This is a genomic window from Variovorax sp. GW821-FHT10B04 (assembly GCF_059415645.1).
This window is the reverse complement of the sequence record NZ_JBWKNQ010000005.1, coordinates 122552-137400: the sequence shown is the minus strand read 5'-3', so window position 1 is coordinate 137400 and position 14849 is coordinate 122552. Positions and strand designations below refer to the sequence as shown.

At 64.0% G+C, this 14849-nt stretch carries 16 protein-coding genes; 6 read left to right on the top strand and 10 right to left on the bottom strand.

Translation table 11 applies throughout. The annotated features are described in order from the left end of the window. Positions 1-2 precede the first annotated feature (2 nt). From gspN to gspG, 8 genes are all read right to left on the bottom strand, one after another. Positions 3-800: a type II secretion system protein N gene (gene gspN, locus AC07PZ_RS14635; protein ID WP_495295834.1), complete on the bottom strand. Its 798-nt coding sequence runs from the start codon at positions 798-800 to the stop codon at positions 3-5. A 15-nt stretch (positions 801-815) separates the two neighbouring features. Beyond that, positions 816-1397, bottom strand: a complete 582-nt coding sequence (locus tag AC07PZ_RS14630; protein ID WP_495295833.1) for a type II secretion system protein M — start codon at positions 1395-1397, stop codon at positions 816-818. Then, entirely contained in the window at positions 1394-2602 is a 1209-nt protein-coding gene (gspL, locus tag AC07PZ_RS14625) for a type II secretion system protein GspL (protein WP_495295832.1), read from the bottom strand. The genes AC07PZ_RS14630 and gspL overlap by 4 nt, the downstream gene beginning before the upstream one ends. A 145-nt stretch (positions 2603-2747) precedes the next feature. Next, positions 2748-3791: a type II secretion system minor pseudopilin GspK gene (gspK, locus tag AC07PZ_RS14620; protein WP_495295831.1), complete on the bottom strand. Its 1044-nt coding sequence runs from the start codon at positions 3789-3791 to the stop codon at positions 2748-2750. Then, positions 3788-4450 carry a PulJ/GspJ family protein gene (locus AC07PZ_RS14615; RefSeq protein WP_495295830.1) on the bottom strand — a complete coding sequence of 221 codons (663 nt, stop codon included), beginning with the start codon at positions 4448-4450 and terminating at the stop codon, positions 3788-3790. Before AC07PZ_RS14615 ends, gspK begins: the two co-directional genes overlap by 4 nt. Next, positions 4450-4815, bottom strand: a complete 366-nt coding sequence (gene gspI / locus AC07PZ_RS14610) for a type II secretion system minor pseudopilin GspI (protein ID WP_495295829.1) — start codon at positions 4813-4815, stop codon at positions 4450-4452. The genes AC07PZ_RS14615 and gspI overlap by 1 nt, the downstream gene beginning before the upstream one ends. Further along, positions 4812-5297, bottom strand: a complete 486-nt coding sequence (locus tag AC07PZ_RS14605; protein ID WP_495295828.1) for a pilus assembly FimT family protein — start codon at positions 5295-5297, stop codon at positions 4812-4814. Before AC07PZ_RS14605 ends, gspI begins: the two co-directional genes overlap by 4 nt. Beyond that, the gene (gene gspG / locus AC07PZ_RS14600) at positions 5272-5712 is read right to left on the bottom strand and encodes a type II secretion system major pseudopilin GspG (RefSeq protein WP_495295827.1); all 441 of its coding nucleotides are present in this window, start codon (positions 5710-5712) and stop codon (positions 5272-5274) included. The genes AC07PZ_RS14605 and gspG overlap by 26 nt, the downstream gene beginning before the upstream one ends. A 66-nt stretch (positions 5713-5778) precedes the next feature. Here gspG and AC07PZ_RS14595 point away from each other — a divergent pair, with 66 nt between their 5' ends. After that, positions 5779-6267 carry a type II secretion system protein N gene (locus tag AC07PZ_RS14595; protein WP_495295826.1) on the top strand — a complete coding sequence of 163 codons (489 nt, stop codon included), beginning with the start codon at positions 5779-5781 and terminating at the stop codon, positions 6265-6267. On the opposite strand, the gene ilvA is transcribed toward AC07PZ_RS14595, so the two are convergent. Next, positions 6268-7854 (bottom strand): threonine ammonia-lyase, biosynthetic, encoded by a 1587-nt coding sequence (ilvA, locus tag AC07PZ_RS14590; protein WP_495295825.1) that lies wholly within the window; start codon positions 7852-7854, stop codon positions 6268-6270. A gap of 377 nt (positions 7855-8231) precedes the next feature. On the opposite strand from ilvA, the gene AC07PZ_RS14585 reads away from it, so the two are divergent. Continuing rightward, entirely contained in the window at positions 8232-8681 is a 450-nt protein-coding gene (locus AC07PZ_RS14585; RefSeq protein WP_495295824.1) for an OsmC family protein, read from the top strand. 27 nt (positions 8682-8708) lie between these two features. On the opposite strand, the gene coq7 is transcribed toward AC07PZ_RS14585, so the two are convergent. Next, the gene (coq7, locus tag AC07PZ_RS14580) at positions 8709-9338 is read right to left on the bottom strand and encodes a 2-polyprenyl-3-methyl-6-methoxy-1,4-benzoquinone monooxygenase (RefSeq protein WP_495295823.1); all 630 of its coding nucleotides are present in this window, start codon (positions 9336-9338) and stop codon (positions 8709-8711) included. A 283-nt stretch (positions 9339-9621) separates the two neighbouring features. Between coq7 and AC07PZ_RS14575 the strand changes: the two genes are divergently transcribed. The 4 genes from AC07PZ_RS14575 (at position 9622) to AC07PZ_RS14560 (ending at position 14760) form a co-directional block, all read left to right on the top strand. Further along, positions 9622-10767, top strand: a complete 1146-nt coding sequence (locus tag AC07PZ_RS14575; protein ID WP_495295822.1) for a porin — start codon at positions 9622-9624, stop codon at positions 10765-10767. Positions 10768-10925: 158 nt separating this feature from the next. Then, positions 10926-11906 carry an ABC transporter permease gene (locus tag AC07PZ_RS14570; RefSeq protein WP_495295821.1) on the top strand — a complete coding sequence of 327 codons (981 nt, stop codon included), beginning with the start codon at positions 10926-10928 and terminating at the stop codon, positions 11904-11906. After that, a complete protein-coding gene (locus tag AC07PZ_RS14565) occupies positions 11906-13129 on the top strand; it encodes a M20 aminoacylase family protein (protein ID WP_495295820.1) in 1224 nt (407 codons plus the stop codon). Before AC07PZ_RS14570 ends, AC07PZ_RS14565 begins: the two co-directional genes overlap by 1 nt. Positions 13130-13173: 44 nt before the next feature. Further along, the gene (locus tag AC07PZ_RS14560; protein ID WP_495295819.1) at positions 13174-14760 is read left to right on the top strand and encodes an ABC transporter substrate-binding protein; all 1587 of its coding nucleotides are present in this window, start codon (positions 13174-13176) and stop codon (positions 14758-14760) included. The last annotated feature ends 89 nt before the right edge of the window (positions 14761-14849 follow it).

The following is a 14849-nucleotide window of genomic DNA, read 5'->3' as shown; positions in this document are numbered from 1 at the left end:
GGTCAACCCAGTGTGATGAGCGAGCGCGTACCGTTGCGCCGCCCGATGATGTTCAACAGATTCGAAAGCGCGCTCTCACGGCCCGGCGCTGCACTGGCCTCGCCGTTGAAGCGCATGGCCGTTCCGGTCCAGTAGCCGCTGCCATTGAGCAGCAGGCTGCCGTCGCGCGTCGTGAGCAGCAGGCTGGTGGCAGCGCCGCCTTCGAGTGTCACGCGGTAGCTGCCCATCGGCCGCAAGGTCGACAGGCTCGAGGAGATGTCGGTGGCGTCGAGCGTGGCCAGGCCAGTCATGGCGACTTTCTGGCCGTTCAGCTGTACCGAGAAGGATCGCGTCGAAAGGTCGAGCGTGCCTTCGGGCTTGAGCGTGTTGAAGGGAGCGCCGAAGCCGACCAGCATCGCCGCCGGCCAGCGCGACTGCCCGTCGCCGAGCGCGAGCTGTATGCCGCCGCTGCGAGGCCGGGCGATCAGCCCCAGCGGCTGCGGTGCACAGCACGCCAGGTCGAGCACGGCGGCCATTCCGTCCCAGCGCGGGCGCAGCGTCCAGCCGAAGCGGCCAGGCACCGATATCGCCTCGGCGCCGCCGACACCGCTGGCCAGGACCAGATTGGCCGTGCCGTTCCAGACGGTGCCGCGCGGATTGACGAGCTTCAGGTGTCCGGTGGTCCAGCGGTCGACACCTGCGGCGAGCCAGCGTGCCGGCGCATACGCCACCAGCGCCAGCACGACGCCGAGCACCATGCCGAGAATGGCCCAGCGCCATCCGTGACGAGCGGCAACGGGGGGGAGCGTGCGAGCGACCATGCGTGCGTGGCGCCTTCAGCGTGCGGGCAGGCTCATCACGAGCGTGCCGTCCCAATTCGGAGCGCGAGGCGCGTCGGCTGCCGCCACCTGGGGTGGAGACGCGGGTTTGCCTAATGCGGGCGCGGCGGGTGTGGCCGACGCACTCTGGCTGCGCGTCAGGTGCACTTCGCGCGGCACGGCACGTGCGTTGCCGCGCGCCTGTGCAAGCCATTGCGCCATGCCGTCCGCAGGTGAGGCGCGTACGCTGACGGTAACGCCTTCGTTGCCGCCGGCCGATTGCATCTGCACGTTCGGGCCGAGGTTCTGCTTGACGGATGCGTCGAGCGCCTGCAGTGCGTCTTCGCGGCTGATCCGCGGCTGGCCCTGCAGGGACTTGGCCTGTGCCTGCAGCGTGGTCATCTGCTGCAACTGCGCGTCGAGCTGTGCGTGTGCAGCCGGTGCTTCCGTCAGCGTACGCAATGCGGGTGCGAGTGCGACCCACCAGAGGAGCGCCAGGACAACCAGCGTCAGTGCGATGGCGACCATGCGTTGCTCGCGCGGCGCGAGTTGCGACCACCAGAGCTTGCGGCGTGTGTTGAGGGCGTCGAGTCTGTTCATCGTGCGGCATCCGCCTGGACCAGCAGCAGGTCGGCCTCGCTGCGGGCGCTGTAGCCACGCGACGAGAGGGCGCCGGCGATGCGCTGCGTATCGGCTGGCTGAAGTCCGAGGCCACGCAGGCGCAGCTGGCCGGCGTTGTAGTCGATGGCGGTGGGCACGCGGCCGGGTGGCAGGCTGGCCGCCAGCATGGCCAGCATCGGTTCGAAGTCGGAGGCCGCGAGGCCTCCGGTCGCCTGTTGAAGTGCGGCTACCTCGCGGCTCATCTGCACGGGTGCATCGACGACGAGTTGCACCGACGGGAAGGTCCGCGTCAGGATGTTGCGGACCGCGGCGCGCTTGGCTTCGAGTGCATTGCGCTCCTTCCAGGCCCACGCGTTCACGCCGATCAGCTGCGCGAGCACCAGCAGGAGTGCGCCCCAGCGTGCGGCGCGCCACTGGGGCGCATGCAACAGGCTGGCCGTGATCGACGCGAACTTCTTGCCCGCGCGGGCGCGGCCGGTGGATGCGAGGTCGAACTGCGCAAGGTCCCACGGCGACTGGCTGGCCTGCAACCAGCGCTCGTCGGCGGTGGCGATCGGTATCGGCCGTTCGAACAGGCTGTCGGTCAACTGCGCCACGGCGGGCTCGGCGGTCACGACCGTGTCGGGCGGCAGCGTGCCCAGCAGCTTCAGGCTGCCGATGTCGAGCGGCAGGGTCGCGACGCCGCTGGCATCGCAGACGGTGAGCCGCGCGTCGTCCGGCTCACCCGTGGCGAAAACCAGTGTCGAGGCGTCGGCCGGCTGTGGTGCCCACTCGGGGACGATGCGGGTCACCCGACGGCCCGTGGCTTCGATCGCCTGCACGGCGTTGCGCAACCAGGTGCGCTGGCAGGCTGCAAGCCAGACGGGGACTCCAGTACGCGCGCCGGGTTCGAGTGCGAAATGCAATTGCTCGGGATCGTCGAGCAAGCGGTCTTCGAGCAGGCCGTTGAGCATGGAGCGCAGGCGCACGCCGCCACTCATGCTGCCCTGCGGCAGCGTGATCTGGTGCCACGACAGTGCGGCAGCGGGGACGCCGAGCGTCACCTCGTTGCCGCTGGGCAGGAGGGCTGGAACGGCGCTGCCGCTGGCGCGCAGCTGCCGGCCGTCGCCGGACCAGGAAGCCCAGCCGTATTCGCCTCCGGCAGGCGCGGGCGGCAGGGGAATGGTGACGAGCAGCACAGCCATGGGTCTTGTTGGAGGGTCGCTATTGTAGGAGGCGGGAAGGTACCGAATGCTACTTATTCAATAGCAAAGAATGTATATCCGATGGGCACTGCAGCATCGGCGATCAAAAATCCATGGGTCATGATTAAGACATGGTATTGACAGCTCACTGTTTGGTCTCCACCGTCGTGGTGCCTGCACCACGTTGGCGCCAGATGATCGTCGGAGCTGCACTGCGCGCAGATCCGGCTACGCGCAAGAGCAAGGACCGTTCCTCGACCCAGACGTCGTCGAGTCGAAGCCGGCCCAGCACTTCGAAGTAGCTGGTCGACACCGCGTAGTCGGTGTCGTTGAATGCCGTCGTATTCTGGAAGAGGCTGTTGGCGGCCGCCAGATCGCTGAAGACCGTGCTCATGCGTCGCAAGGTCAGCAGTTTGGCGCCTGCCATGCCAATCGACGGAACACTCGCGGCGAGCACTTCGGCGCTTGCCGTGTTGATGTTGAGACGGGTCCGCTCCGGCAGCACCGTGACGTAAGGCGCGAGGGCTGCAACCGTCGAAGGCGACAGCCCGAACCACGTGAGTTGATCTTCCTGAAGTGGCATCAGAGGTGCGTTGCCTCCGCTGTTGCTGCTGCTGTCGCCGCTGGATGTCGACTGGGTCGACACGGCGACCGCCTGTTGCACGCTCGTGGTCAGGAGATTGACTTCCTGGGACGGCAGGCCGAGCAACGAGAACAGCTGCTTGAAGGCTTCCACGTCTTTGGGGGACGGCGCGAAATCCGTGGCGGTCACCAGGTTGCGCACGTTCAGCTTCGACTGGGCATCGACGATGCGACCGGACAGAAAGGCGTCGGGCAGGCCGTCGAGCGAATCGCTGGCGATGTTCTTGTCGGCCGACAAAAAGGCGGTGAGTTTGGCTTCCTCGAGCGGCACCGCCCAGGGTTCCGTGAGATTGTCGACCGTGCCTTGCGCGATACCGTCTTCCCGCAGGATCAGCCGCGACCAGTCGAGTGCGCCGATCAGCACCCAGGCCGACTGCATGCGCGCACGCTCGGCCGCTTCGACCTCGGCGGAGCGCCACTGCTGCCAGAGCGCGGCCGCGGCAAAGGTGGCAACCAGCGTCACGGTGAGCATCGCCATGAGCAGTGCCGCGCCTGATTGATGAGCGGCGGCAGCCTGGCGTCGCGGGGCGTTGCGATGCAGCTTCATGATCTTGCCGGCAGCGGCGTGTAGGTCGGCAGCATCCAGTCACGCGTGATCTCGCCGGCCAGGGACGCTCCCGGCGACAGATCCAGCACGAGGCGGATGCCGTTCGGAATCCGCGTCGTCGTGCTCAGGCTGACGGTCTCGGCGGGTACCCAGTTCCCATTGACGAAGTAGAGCAGCGACCAGCTCTGCAACGGCATCAGTGCGATCTGCGTACCGCCCGTGTTGTCCCCTCCGTCCTGTGCCCAGGCGGCGGCACGGGTCCAGGCCTGCTGCCAGTCGCCACGCGTATGCAGCGCGGGCGACTGCCAGCGATACCAGCGCGACGTGCCCGCGCCGTCGTTCCGCTGCGTCCATGCGACCACCTGCACGATGGACTGCACGCCGTCGTTGGCGCGTCGAGTCAGGCGCAGCACGCGCCCGTTCCAATCGACCGGGATGATCGCCGTCTGGGTCAGCACCAGGCTGCCGTCGAGATCGGCGCTCCACTGCGCCAGCGCCGCCTGCGCGGTGAGCACCGCGTCGCTGCGGTCCCGATTCAGCGTCTGCGAACGCATCATTCCGTCGATGCCACGCCAGCTCATCAGCGCGAGGATCGCCATCGCGGCGATCGCGACCATCAGTTCGATCAGGGTGAAGCCCCGGTCGGCGCGCCGCGTCATCAGTAGCGGCCCACCACGGTCGAGATGCGGATGATCGAATAGTTGTCGACGTCGCGCACCTGCACGTCGACCCGGCGAAAGCTCGGGTTTAGCGTGGCGGTGGTCGACACCGTGACGCCGAAACTGGTGTTGGCCTGCGTGCAGGTTCGGCCGACGTCGCCGATCGGCGGCATCTGCAGCGACAACTGGGCGCGCACCAGTTCGTTCTCGGCGCAGATCTGCGCCAGCATCGAGTCCGATTGCCGTTGCGCATTGCGGGACAGGGCGCCGGTCGCCTGCGTGCCTGCCGCCAGCGCGATGGCGACGATGGCCAGCGCGACCATCACCTCGATCAGCGTGAAACCGCGGGAAGCCCGGTGCGTCATGGCGAGACGATCGCGAAAGGCCGCAAGCCATCGGTGCCGATGCGCAGCTCGCGCGCCGGCGGGCCGACGCTCGTCAAGACCAGCTGTTGCGCAGCAATGATCGGCTCCGGTCCGAGCTGCAGTGCCGGCACGGCGGTTCCGTCGGCCGCGATGGGCTGCGCGCCGATGCCGGTCGACATCCATTCGTTGGGCAATGCTTCGGGCGGCAGGCCATCGAATGCGAAGGCGCCCGGGCCTTCGGGCGTGAGGTGCCAGCGCACGGTAGCGCCGCTGGCCCGGGAGCGCGCACGCGCGGATTCGAGCAGGGCCACCAATCTTTCGCCTTCGCGATCGAGCGTCGTCTGGCCGGCGTCGCGCATCGCGAAGCCGACGCCCATGGTCGCCATGGCGATGATGGCGATCACCACCAGCAATTCGAGCAGCGTGAAGCCAGCGCGGCTGCGCGGGACGATCCGGCTACTGCCAACTGCCGATGTCTGCATTGTTGCCCTCGCCGCCCGGCTGACCGTCTGCGCCGAGTGAGAGCACGTCGATCTCGCCCTTGATGCCGGGGTTCAGGTATTGATAAGGGCGGCCCCACGGATCATTGGGCAGTTTTTCGACATACGGCTTCCAGTTCGGAGCCGCCGGCCCGGTGGTCGGACGGGTGAGCAAGGCTTGCAGTCCTTGTTCGCCGGTTGGATAGCGTTGGTTGTCGAGCCGGTACAGCTTGAGCGCCTGCATGAGATTGTTCACGTCGGTGCGTGCCGCAGTGACGCGGGCATCGTCCGCGCGGCCGATGACGTTGGGCACGATCAGGGCCGCCAGCACGCCGATGATGACCAGCACGACCATCAATTCAATCAGTGTGAAGCCGCGCTGCAGTGCGCGCGAACCGGAGCGGTTGGAAGATGGCATGAGAAATGGCGTTGGTACGTGAAGGAAGCGCGTCTGATCGCGTGCGCTGAATGATAATCCGCGCCTATGTCAGTTCCCTATGCCCCCGCTCGCTGGCCTGCGGCCTCCGCCACCCTTGGCTTGTGGGCGCTGGCCGCGGCCAGCGTCGTTTTCTGGGGGCTGCGGCTCTCCGCACCCAACGACGGGCTTGCGCCCCCTGCGGTCATTGCACCGCCCGTGTCGGCCATCGATTCCGCAGCCGTCGCGCAGCTGTTCGGCGTGCTGCCGGCGCAGGCCGTCGTCAAGAACCAGCCGGACGCGGCAAGCCGCTTCGCATTGATGGGCGTGATCGCCGACAGCGCGCAGCGCGGCGCCGCATTGATTGCCGTCGATGGCAAGCCGGCGCGCCCGTTCCGCGTGGGCATGTCGGTGGGCGAGGGCTACGTGCTTCAGTCGGTCGGTGTGCGTCAAGCCACACTGGGTGCGAGCATCGATGCGCCCGCAGCGCTCACGCTGCAGCTCCCGACGCGGCCATTGGCAGCCATGACGCCACCGGCGCCACTGCCGTCGCGCTGATCAGCGCTTCAGGAATAGCTGGTAGACGGGATTCGCGGTTTCTTCGATGAACGGGTAGCCCAGCGTCCGCAGGAATTCGTCGAACTCCGCGTGTTCGGTGTTCGGGACTTGCAAGCCAACCAGGATGCGGCCGTAGTCGGCACCCTGGTTGCGGTAATGGAACAGGCTGATGTTCCAGTTCGGCCGCATCAGGCTCAAGAATTTGAGAAGCGCGCCGGGGCGTTCAGGAAATATGAAGCGCAGCAGCCGTTCGTCATGCGCCAACCCGCTCCGTCCGCCGACCATGTGGCGGATGTGCTCCTTGGCGAGCTCATCGTGGGTCAGGTCGAGCGAACGAAAACCCTGCGCCGCAAAGGTTTGCGCGATGGTGGCCGACTCGCCGCGCACCGTCGTCGTCAGGCCGACGAACACGTGCGCCTCTTTCGAGTCGCTGATGCGGTAGTTGAATTCCGTCACGCTGCGCGGCGCCCCGGACGCACCCGACGGCCCGGGCAACTGGCTCACGATTTCACAGAAGCGCCTGAAGCTGCCGCGCTCTTCGGGGATCGTGACAGCGAACAAGGCCTCGCGTTCCTCACCGACCTCGGCACGTTCCGCGACGAATCGCAGCCGGTCGAAGTTCATGTTGGCGCCACACAGGATGGCGGCGTAGGTCTCGCCGCGCTTGCCGTGCGTTTCGACATATTGCTTGATCGCCGCGACCGCCAAGGCCCCGGCGGGCTCGACGATGCTGCGGGTATCGATGAACACATCCTTGATGCCCGCGCAGACGGCATCGGTGTCGACCGTGATGAATTCGTCGACAAGTTCGCGCGTGATGCGAAAGGTTTCCTGGCCGACGAGCTTGACGGCCGTGCCATCCGAGAACAGTCCCACGTCGGCCAATGTGACGCGCTCTTGTGCCGCGACCGACTGCATCATGGCGTCGGAGTCATTCATCTGTACGCCGATCACCTTGATCTCGGGGCGGACGGCCTTGATGTAGTTGGCGACACCGGAAATCAGGCCGCCACCGCCGATGGCGACGAACACCGCATCGAGCGGCCCTTGATGCTGCCGCAGTATTTCCATGGCGATCGTGCCTTGCCCGGCGATGACGTCGGGATCATCGAACGGATGCACAAAAGTCAGGCCCTGGGCGGCCTGCAGCTCGAGCGCATGAGCGTAAGCGTCGGAATAGCTGTCGCCATGCAGCACGACTTCACCACCAAAACCGCGGACGGCATCGACCTTGAGTCCAGGGGTCGTGACCGGCATGACCACCACTGCGCGCGTGCCGAGCTTGCGTGCTCCGAGTGCAACGCCTTGCGCGTGATTGCCGGCGGAGGCGCAGATCACACCCTTGCCCAGCTGTTCCGGACTCAGGCGGACCATCTTGTTGTAAGCCCCGCGAAGCTTGAAGCTGAATACGGGCTGCTGGTCTTCGCGCTTGAGAAGCACGGTGTTGTGAAGTCGCGCGCTCAGCTGTCTCGCGTGGTCGAGCGTTGATTCCACCGCCACGTCGTAGACGCGGGCGTTCAGGATTTTCTTCAGGTAGTCCGCGGGCGTGAGCGTGGCAGGACCTTGCGAGTTCTCGGCTGTTTTCAAGGGGGGACTTTTCACCAATGACTGGCGTCGATGATAAGAGGCCCGGGGCGGACGCTTTTTCCGTGGCTGCAGATGCGCTCCGTTCTTGGACCGGGCAGCCTTGATGAACGGCTGGATCGCCGAGTCCGCTGATGAGCGCCGCGCCCGTCAAGTCGGTGATTTCGCACGGCCAAGAAAAAAGCCCCAGACCTTGCGGTCTGGGGCTAAATCCACCAATTGAGAGGGTGGAGGAGACAAACGATGCCCATCCAGTGGATGAGCGATGGACTAAAGTATACCGACTGTTTGTTGCAATGCAACAAGGAGCGATGTTTTTCCCACACACAAAGTCAGGCGGATCGCGGCCTTAGCGCTGATTTCGCCCTCGGAGATCGAATATGGAATGCACAGTAAGCTGGACCGGACAGACGGGCGCACGCTCGGCGATGGGCTTCATCGCGGAGACCGGCAGCGGACATGTCGTTGTGATGGATGGCGCGCAAGACAGCGCCAAGCCGGAGAATGGCGGCCAGAATCTGGCGGCTCGCCCGATGGAACTGCTTCTCGCCGGAACGGGCGGCTGCACGGCTTATGACGTCGTGTTGATCTTGAAGCGCGGCCGACATCAGGTCGAGGGTTGCAGCGTCAAGCTCACGAGCGAGCGAGCACCCAAGGATCCCAAGGTGTTCACCAAGATCCATATGCATTTCACTGTGGTCGGCAAGGGGTTACCGGCTGCGGCCGTCGAGCGTGCGATCGCTCTGAGCCATGAAACCTATTGCTCGGCCAGCATCATGCTCGGGAAGATGGCAGAGATCACGACGAGCTTCGATCTGATCGAAGCTTGAAAGCAAGCGCCGATCGCGCGTTGCTTCTCAGATTCGATGCGCGACCGTCGTCATCACCTTGGATGCCACGCGCATCAGTGCCTTGGCGGGTGGAGGCAACTCAATGCCGCCCGCGTCCACAGCTGCCGATGCGTGTCGCGCTTCGTCGATTTTCATTTGCAGAACCACGGCGCGCGACTCCGTGTCACCGCCGGGCAATCGACTGAGATGGCTGTCCAGGTGTGCTTCGACCTGGCGCTCGGTTTCGGCAACGAAGCCCAGGCTCAAGGGGTCGCCGAGTTTTCCGGCGACGAGTCCCAGAGCAAAGGCGCCTGCGTACCAGACCGGATTCAGCATTGAAGGTTTGGCGCCCAGCGCGTCCAGGCGTTGACGAGTCCATGCCAGATGATCCGTTTCTTCGTGAGCTGCCTCGAGCAGGTGTACGCGCAGCCTTGCATCCTTGGTGACTGCAGCCTGGGCCGTATACAGCGCCTGTGCACAGACTTCTCCCACATGATTCACGCGCATGAGCGCTCCGGAGTGCTTTCGCTCGCTTTCAGTCAGGCGACCGGGTGGAGCGATGGGTTCCGGAGCCGGCCGCGTGGCATTGGGGCGGGCGAACACGGTGCGCAGTGCAGAGTCCGCTGCTTGCAATAGAGGGTCGAGGGAGCGCGTCATCTCTCTATTCTTTCACGCTGAAGCGCTGGGTGTTCACTTGCGAAGCTGCTGAATCTTTTCATATTGCGGAAGATCAAGTCGCCTCCGCGTGTTGCACGACTGCAACGGAAGCTGTGATCCGTTGGGCTTTTCAGGTGAATTCTTTTGCTCTGGTGCAGCGCCTCTGGTGCAATAGCAACAACTTCCCAAAAGGAGGTTGGCCCGGGGTCCGGTGGGTTCACTTGTGTGAAGCAAGTCAATCCTCTGCACCGGAGCCCTATGTTTAACCTTGGAGAAACTTGCAATGAAAAAATCTCTAGTTGCTCTGGCTACCCTCGCGGTTGCCGGTATGGCCTCGGCTCAATCGTCCGTCACCCTGTTCGGTATCGTTGACGCAGGCGTCAGCTACTACGAAAACAAGCCCAACGTTGGCGCCAAGACCAGCTCGTGGCAACAAACCAACTCGGGCTACAACTCCAGCCGTCTGGGCTTCCGTGGTACGGAAGACCTCGGTGGTGGTCTGGCTGCTAGCTTCTGGCTGGAAGCCGGTCTGGGCAACGACGCTGGCACCGCCGGCGCTGGTAGCTTGGCTACCTCGTCGTCGCAACTCTTCAACCGTCGTTCGACGGTGAGCCTGTCGGGCGGTTTCGGTGAAATCCGTATCGGCCGCGACTACACCGCTACGTTCTGGAACGACACCGTGTTCGATCCGTTCGGCACCAACGGCGTCGGCACCAGCGCGATCTTTGCAGCGAACAGCGCTGTGTTGCTCGCCAACGGCACCGCAGCCAACTCGAACTACGTTCGCGCCAACAACATGGTCGCTTACTTCCTGCCGTCGAACCTGGGTGGTTTCTATGGTCAAGCCCAATACGGCTTCCATGAAAACCTCAAGACCGACGACAACACGACCTACAACAGCAAGGCTACCCAGTACGCTGGCGCTCGCTTCGGCTACGCCAACGGCCCGCTGGACGTTGCTGTTGCTTACGGCGAATCGACCGTGACCGACGTGTCGGCCACCAACGGTGCCAAGAACAAGACTGCTAACCTGGGTGCTTCCTACGACCTCGGCGTCGTCAAGATCTTCGGCGAACTGTCGCGTGTGACGACCGACTTCAATTCGGTCCAGCCTACCTTTGGTTCGGACAGTGTTGATCTTGACGGTGCTTTGATCGGCGTGACCGCTCCGATCGGTGCTGGCTTGATTCGCGCTTCGTGGTCGACCGTCAAGGCGAAGTTCGACAACGCTCCGGATCCGAAGGCTAACAAGTACGCTATCGGCTACGTGCACAACCTGTCGAAGCGCACGGCTCTGTACGCTACCGCTGCTTACACGAAGAACAAGGACTCGTTCGGTGCTTTCGGTCTGACCGCTACGAGCGGCTACGCTGCTGGCGCTTCCAAGAGCTCGACCGGCTACGACTTCGGTATCCGTCACTCGTTCTGATCAACGACTGGCGTAAGCCAGTTTCGATCGAATGTATGAAAAGCCTCCCGGCGCAAGCCGGGAGGCTTTTTCTTTGTCCGATTCCGAGGTTTTGCCCCATGTCGGGCACGCGCCTTGCTGATATAGCATGTGTGCTCTTTACAGTTGATCTAGCCTGAATGTTCGCCTTTGTTTTGCGCCGCTTGATTCAGGCTGCGATCGTGATGGTCGCTGTCGCCTTCATTTCCTTCCTGTTGTTCCAGTACGTTGGGGATCCAGTCGTATTCCTCCTCGGGCAAGACGCCAAACCGGAGCAGATTCAGCAGTTGCGCTCCGACCTGGGGCTGGATAAGCCATTTTTCGTACAGTTCTGGCACTTTCTGTCCAATGCGGTGCAGGGCGAATTCGGCTTGAGCTTGCGGCAGGGTGCGAAGGTGTCGCGGCTCATTGGGGAGCGTTTCCCGGCGACCTTCGAACTGGCAATCGTTGCCGCCGTTCTGGCTCTGTTCATCGGCATACCGATGGGCGTCTATACCGCTCTGCGACGCGGCAGCTTCTTCAGCCAGGTGCTGATGACCGTGTCGCTGGTTGGCGTGTCACTGCCGACTTTCCTCATCGGTATTTTGTTGATCCTTGTTTTCGCAGTTCATCTGGGTTGGTTTCCCAGCTTCGGCCGAGGTGAAACCGTGCAGTTCGGTTGGTGGACATCGGGACTCTTCAAGGTGGATGGCTGGATGCATGTGGTGCTGCCAGCCATCACGCTGGCCATCTTCCAGCTGACGCTGATCATGCGTCTTGTGCGAGCCGAGATGCTCGAGGTGCTGCGCACGGACTACATCAAGTTCGCCCGTGCGCGGGGGCTCAGCAATCGGGCCATCCATTTCGGGCATGCGCTGAAGAACACGCTGGTTCCGGTGATGACGATCACCGGGCTGCAGTTGGGTGGCCTGATTGCCTTCGCGATCATCACGGAGAGCGTGTTCCAGTGGCCCGGCATGGGGCTGCTGTTCATCCAGGCGGTGACCTTCGCGGACATTCCGGTCATGGCTGCCTATCTGTGTCTCATTGCCTTGATCTTCGTGGTCATCAATCTGGTCGTCGACCTGCTGTACTTCGCCGTTGATCCGCGTCTTCGCGTCGGCAAGGCAGGAGGCCACTGATGGACGACGTGCGCTGGAAAGCCGGTGGCCGTGCGTTTGCACACATCGCCGAGTTCCATTCCGAACTCATCGGTTTGCGCCGTGATCTGCACGCCCATCCTGAACTCGGCTTCGAGGAGGTGTACACCGCAGCCCGTGTGAAGGAAGCCTTGCGTTCTTTTGGCATCGACGAGATTCATGAAGGCATCGGCAAGACCGGCTTCGTTGCCGTGATCAAGGGTGAGCGTGATACCCGCGGTGCGATGGTCGGCCTGCGCGCCGACATGGATGCGCTGCCCATGACCGAGCACAATGATTTCAGCTGGAAGTCGGCGAAGAATGGTCTCATGCACAGTTGCGGTCACGACGGGCACACGACGATGCTGGTCGGCGCGGCGCGCTACCTTGCGCGCACGCGCAACTTCGACGGCACGGCCGTATTGATCTTTCAGCCGGGCGAAGAGGGGTATGCCGGCGCGCGCGTGATGATCGAGGACGGGCTGTTCGAGCGCTTTCCCGTGCAGTCGGTCTATGGCATGCACAACTGGCCGTCGATGCGGCCGGGCACCATCGGCATCAACATGGGCGCGATGATGGCTGCCGCCGACCGCATCACGATCGAGGTGACGGGGCGTGGCGGCCATGGCGCACACGCGTACATGACCGTCGATCCTGTGCTCGTCGCGGCGCACATCATCACCGCGGCGCAGAGCCTGGTCTCGCGCAACGTCCGGCCGATCGACAGTGCGGTCGTGAGTCTGTGTGCCATGCAGGCCGGCGACCTCGGTGCGATGAGCGTGATCCCGGGGAAGGCAACGTTGGTCGGCACCGTGCGAACCTTCAGCGCCCAGGTGCAGGACATGATCGAACACCGTCTGCGCGAGCTGTGCAGCGGGGTGGCCGCGGGCTTCGGCGCGACGGCCACTGTCCACTACGAACGCATCTATCCCGCGACGATCAACACGGCACGCGAAGCGGCCTTCGCGGCCGACGTGGCCGAATCGCTGGTCGGCGCGAACAGCGTGGACCGCGCCATGGAGCCCAGCATGGGCGCCGAGGATTTCTCGTTCATGTTGCAGGCCAGGCCTGGCGCCTATCTGCGCATCGGGCAGGGCGTCAGCGGCGGCGCCGGCAGCGTTTCGCTGCATAACAGTCGCTACGATTTCAACGACGACATCCTGCCGCTCGGCGCCGCACTGCATGCCAGCCTTGCCGAGCAGGCGATGCCGTTCTTTCCGTCCTGAAGCTTCCCCGAAGCTTTTTTTCCAACGCAGCCTGGAGTCTTTTCATGAAATTCAAATCCACCGTGGTCGCAGCGTCCGTCCTGGCTGCGTTGTGCGCCGCAAGCGGCATGGTCAATGCGCAGACGATCCGCATTGCCAACCAGGGCGACTCGCTGTCGCTCGACCCGCATTCGCTGAACGAGTCGCTGCAACTGAGCACCACGGCGAACGTGTATGAAACGCTCGTGGGCCGCAACAAGGACCTGACCGTTGCGCCGCTGCTCGCCACCAGCTGGAAGCAGACCTCGCCCACCGTGTGGCGCTTCGAACTCCGCAAGAACGTGCAGTTCCATGATGGCACGCCGTTCACTGCCGACGACGTGCTCTTCAGCTTCACCCGTGCGGCTGGCGACGGCTCCGACCTGAAGTCGAACACGACCGACATCAAGGAGCTGCGCAAGATCAACGACTACGCCATCGAGATCGAAACCAAGGGCCCGTTCCCCATCCTGCCGGACGTGATCACGACGCTCATGATCATGAGCAAGAAGTGGTGCGAAGAAAACAAGGCCACCGTGCCGGTCGATCGCCGGAAGGGCATCGAGAACACTGCCTCGTTCAAGGCCAACGGCACCGGGCCGTTCCGCGTGCGCGAGCGCCAGCCCAACGTGCGCACGGTGTTCGTCCGCAATGGCAACTACTGGGGCAAGATCGAAGGCAACGTGCAGGAAGTCATCTTCACGCCGATCGCCAACCCGGCCACTCGCGTTGCAGCGCTGGTCTCCGGCGAAGTGGACGTCATGGAACCGGTGCCTGTGCAGGACGTGGCACGCATCAACGCCAGCCCGAACGCCCGCGTGATCGCCGGCCCCGAGCTGCGCACCATCTTCCTGGGCATGGACCAGAAGCGCGACGAGCTGCTGTATTCCAGCGTCAAGGGCAAGAACCCGTTCAAGGACAAGCGCGTTCGCCAGGCCTTCTACCAGGGCATCGACATCGTCGGCATCCAGCGCACGGTGATGCGCGGGGCCTCGCGTCCGACCGCCCTGATGGTCGGCCCCGGCATCAACGGCTGGAGCGCCGAGCAGGACAAGCGTCTGCCGTATGACGTCGAAGCGGCGAAGAAGCTGCTGGCCGACGCCGGCTACCCGAACGGCTTCGAAGTGACGATGAACTGCCCGAACGATCGCTACGTCAACGACGGCCAGATCTGCCAGGCCGTGGCCTCGAATCTTGCGCGCATCGGCGTGAAGATCAACCTCGCGACCGAAACCAAGGGCACGTATTTCCCGAAGGTCCTGCGCCGCGACACCAGCTTCTACCTGTTGGGCTGGACGCCGACCACCTACGACTCGCACAACGCGCTGAGTTCGCTGATGGCCTGCCCGGACGACAAGACGGGCGCCGGCCAGTTCAACCTGGGTGCGTACTGCAATCCCAAGGTCGACGAACTGACCAAGAAGATCCAGTCGGAAACCGACAAGGCCAAGCGCGACGCGATGATCAAGGAAGCATTTGCGCTGCACACGGACGACATCGGCCACCTGCCGCTGCACCAGCAGACGCTGGCATGGGGCGTGAGCAAGAAGGTCGAGTTGACGCAGATGGCGGACAACTACATGCCCTTCAAGTGGATGAGCATCAAGCCATAAGCTGGTTCATCCCCAGGCTGCGCGCACGTCGTGTCGCAGCCGCCAACCCCGTTGCAGGGGCAACGCCAGCGGACCGGCAGGGCCGGATC

Excerpts from the sequence above, each read along its gene's own strand:
- gspN (WP_495295834.1), bottom strand. The coding sequence starts at position 800 with ATGGTCGCTCGCACGCTCCCCCCCGTTGCCGCTCGTCACGGATGGCGC.
- AC07PZ_RS14630 (WP_495295833.1), bottom strand. The coding sequence starts at position 1,397 with ATGAACAGACTCGACGCCCTCAACACACGCCGCAAGCTCTGGTGGTCG.
- gspL (WP_495295832.1), bottom strand. The coding sequence starts at position 2,602 with ATGGCTGTGCTGCTCGTCACCATTCCCCTGCCGCCCGCGCCTGCCGGA.
- gspK (WP_495295831.1), bottom strand. The coding sequence starts at position 3,791 with ATGAAGCTGCATCGCAACGCCCCGCGACGCCAGGCTGCCGCCGCTCAT.
- AC07PZ_RS14615 (WP_495295830.1), bottom strand. The coding sequence starts at position 4,450 with ATGACGCGGCGCGCCGACCGGGGCTTCACCCTGATCGAACTGATGGTC.
- gspI (WP_495295829.1), bottom strand. The coding sequence starts at position 4,815 with ATGACGCACCGGGCTTCCCGCGGTTTCACGCTGATCGAGGTGATGGTC.
- AC07PZ_RS14605 (WP_495295828.1), bottom strand. The coding sequence starts at position 5,297 with ATGCAGACATCGGCAGTTGGCAGTAGCCGGATCGTCCCGCGCAGCCGC.
- gspG (WP_495295827.1), bottom strand. The coding sequence starts at position 5,712 with ATGCCATCTTCCAACCGCTCCGGTTCGCGCGCACTGCAGCGCGGCTTC.
- AC07PZ_RS14595 (WP_495295826.1), top strand. The coding sequence starts at position 5,779 with ATGTCAGTTCCCTATGCCCCCGCTCGCTGGCCTGCGGCCTCCGCCACC.
- AC07PZ_RS14585 (WP_495295824.1), top strand. The coding sequence starts at position 8,232 with ATGGAATGCACAGTAAGCTGGACCGGACAGACGGGCGCACGCTCGGCG.
- coq7 (WP_495295823.1), bottom strand. The coding sequence starts at position 9,338 with ATGACGCGCTCCCTCGACCCTCTATTGCAAGCAGCGGACTCTGCACTG.
- AC07PZ_RS14575 (WP_495295822.1), top strand. The coding sequence starts at position 9,622 with ATGAAAAAATCTCTAGTTGCTCTGGCTACCCTCGCGGTTGCCGGTATG.
- AC07PZ_RS14570 (WP_495295821.1), top strand. The coding sequence starts at position 10,926 with ATGTTCGCCTTTGTTTTGCGCCGCTTGATTCAGGCTGCGATCGTGATG.
- AC07PZ_RS14565 (WP_495295820.1), top strand. The coding sequence starts at position 11,906 with ATGGACGACGTGCGCTGGAAAGCCGGTGGCCGTGCGTTTGCACACATC.
- AC07PZ_RS14560 (WP_495295819.1), top strand. The coding sequence starts at position 13,174 with ATGAAATTCAAATCCACCGTGGTCGCAGCGTCCGTCCTGGCTGCGTTG.